Below are 2687 nucleotides of genomic sequence, written 5' to 3'. Positions count from 1 at the left end.
CCTGCCCAAGGGGTCGCAAACACACCTGCCAGTCCAACAATCCCAAATAAACCAATCTGGAAATCGTTAAAGTGATAAGGATCATTCGCCAAAATAAAAGTCATGGTGGTAAAAATCAGAGCCAAAATACCAAAACCAATTCCTCCTGCCAAACCACGGCGCAGTAAATGAGGCTGGTGAACTGCTAATGAAAATAGTGAACCATAAATCTGTAGAATATTGAGTTGGTGAGACTTACGCGCAACTGGCAGCTTCACCCACATCACCCAAGCAAACACCAAAATGACAATTCCACTAATTAAATAAACCGCATGCCAAGACCAAACTGTAGAAAGTAAGCCTGCAATAGAACGCGCCAACAATATTCCCAAAAATAAACCACTCATGAGAGTGCCTACAACTTGAGGGCTTTTTTTCGGGCTAGCTAAACCTGCGGCGAAAGGAACTAAAACTTGAGTCGCAATCGAAAAGAAGGTGGCTAAAAAGGTAAAGCCATATAAAGCTGGCAAGGTTTGACTTAAGGATAAGCCTACTTGTGCAAGACCCGTACAACACATGAGCAAGCAAATATAACTACGTTTTTCAAAAAAATCGCCTAAGGGAACCAATATAAAAAGGCCAACTGCATATGACAGTTGGCTAATCACAATAGTTAAAGCGACTTGATCGGCATTAACTTTTAATGCTTCTGCAATTGAATAGATTAAGGGCTGGTTATAATAGTTTGAACCCGCACAAATTCCACATGTCATTGCCATGATAAAAATAAAGCTTTTTGACAGTATATTTTCTGCATTGGGCTCAACTATTTTTTCCATTTTTAACTACGCCCTATTTTAAAATTTATACATCGATACAAAGTTTACGCGTGATACATCAGCGGTTCTGCCATCAAACACTTCTCGTTTGCCTTGATGATATTCCATACCAATATCCATTTGCTCAATCGGTGAATAAAAGACGTTAGCTGCGTAGTCCGTTAAGCGTTTGTTGGCATCTGGGTTGAGTTTGGCATAAGCCGTGTCGTCATCATAATCAAACATTGAAGCCGATAAGTTTGCACGCCATTGCTCATTGAATTTATATGAATAACCAATATTGATGCTATTCAACTTATTCATAACCAAATCTGTTTTGTCTTCGTTTAAAGAGAAATCACCCGCGGCATTTAAACTTGTTGAATTTGCCAAACCACTTTGTGTGGTATACGGCATAAATTTTTGATCACCGACAATATATTGATAATTTGCTTGTACCGACTGCTGAGGTGTTAATTGATATTTTAAGCCGCCTCCAACGCCCCAGCTTACTTTCTTAACCGTGGCAGTTGCGACATCTGTAGATTTTTCATTAATAAAGCCTTGAGCAAGTGCCGTTAAAGGGCCTTGTTTAAAGCTATAGCGTCCCGTTAAAGTTGGAAATGCCGAGACTCTCGAACCTGTATATTCCAAGGCTACTTTTAAATCATTATTGGCATCAATTTTCCAGTCATAGCGAATTTGTGGAGTACGCGTATAGGAAGTTCCCACAAATTGCGTGTAATCAACAGCTTCTGTACGAGTTTCCATGTTGGACATGAGTGACCATGTTTGACCAAAGGTCCAATCTTTATAAGTGAAAAAAGCATGACGGATACGGAATTTACCATCGCCCGTTCCCATGTTAGAGCTATCAAAGAAATCGGCTTCAATATTTCCAGTCACAGCTTTATTAGGGCTATTAAAATAAACGCCCAATCTGCTTGCATTAATCATGGCATCAGAGCGTGCATGGTTTGAACGTTTTTCACTTTCAAAAGGTGTTCGGTACAAACTGCTGGTCGTTCTACCGCCCGAATCAGGCGATGATTTAAAATCGACCGCTGCATCAATACGGGCAATACCGTAAACCTTCACATTATCCGTCCAAGTGACCCACGAAGGAGCAACGGGCTTTTCTGTTACCGTTGCTTTAGTTTTTTCGATGTTCTCTTCAATCTTTACCTGTTTGACTTGTAAATTATTTTGGGTTTGTTTCTGAGCAGCAAGTTCTGCTTTTAATTTTTGCAGCTCGGTTTCTAGCAAATTAATTCTTTGTTCTGTGGTATCTGAAGAATTTGCAAAAATAGTCCCTGAAGCCGCAGCGCAAGCTGCAGCTAAAATTAATTTTTTCATCTTTTAATCCTTAAAGAAGCGTTTTTCCGTGTGTATTTAGGCTACACGTGCATCGATTAGTTCACAGTCTGTGACTGCTTGTAATTCATTAAAACTAATCCCTTCCACCATTTCTGTGACATAAGCTTTTTGGTCTTTGAGTTCAATAATGCATAAATCGGTATAAATACGATTGACACACTGCTCACCAGTCATTGGATAGGTCAGTTCTTTTACAATTTTGGACTCACCTTTTTTAGTGACATGTTCCATATAGACATAAATCGTTTTTGCGCCGACCGCCAAATCCATAGCACCGCCGACTGCGGGCACATCATCTGCTTTACCAGTATGCCAGTTTGCCAAATCTCCGTTTACCGCAACTTGGAATGCACCAATTACACAAATGTCCAGATGACCGCCACGCATAATGTCAAACGAGTCACCATGATGCATAAAGCACCCACCATCTAATAAAGTGACAAGTTCTTTTCCGGCATTAACCAAATCTTGGTCTTCTTCGCCAGGCTGTGGCGGTGGTCCAAAAGCCAAAAC

Annotated in this window: 3 protein-coding genes; all 3 read right to left on the bottom strand. The window is 40.4% G+C overall.

What is annotated here, in order from left to right; genetic code table 11:
• Positions 1-818 (bottom strand): MFS transporter (locus UC75_RS01030; RefSeq protein WP_228137195.1); only part of this gene is annotated, 818 nt, incomplete at its 3' end.
• An 18-nt stretch (positions 819-836) separates the two neighbouring features.
• Complete coding sequence (gene dcaP, locus UC75_RS01025; RefSeq protein ID WP_049836401.1) at positions 837-2153, bottom strand: outer membrane trimeric porin-like protein DcaP; 1317 nt, start codon at positions 2151-2153, stop codon at positions 837-839.
• 36 nt (positions 2154-2189) lie between these two features.
• A partial coding sequence (locus tag UC75_RS01020) for a CoA-transferase (protein WP_228136999.1) occupies positions 2190-2687 on the bottom strand: 498 nt, incomplete at its 5' end.

It is taken from the genome of Acinetobacter sp. V2 (genome assembly GCF_001188385.1).
Lineage (GTDB): Bacteria > Pseudomonadota > Gammaproteobacteria > Pseudomonadales > Moraxellaceae > Acinetobacter > Acinetobacter oleivorans.
Note: the sequence above shows the minus strand (reverse complement) of the source record. Positions and strands in the feature narration are given on the sequence as shown.

Bases quoted from the DNA above. Each gene is read 5' to 3' on its own strand.
- dcaP (WP_049836401.1), bottom strand. From the start codon at position 2,153: ATGAAAAAATTAATTTTAGCTGCAGCTTGCGCTGCGGCTTCAGGGACT.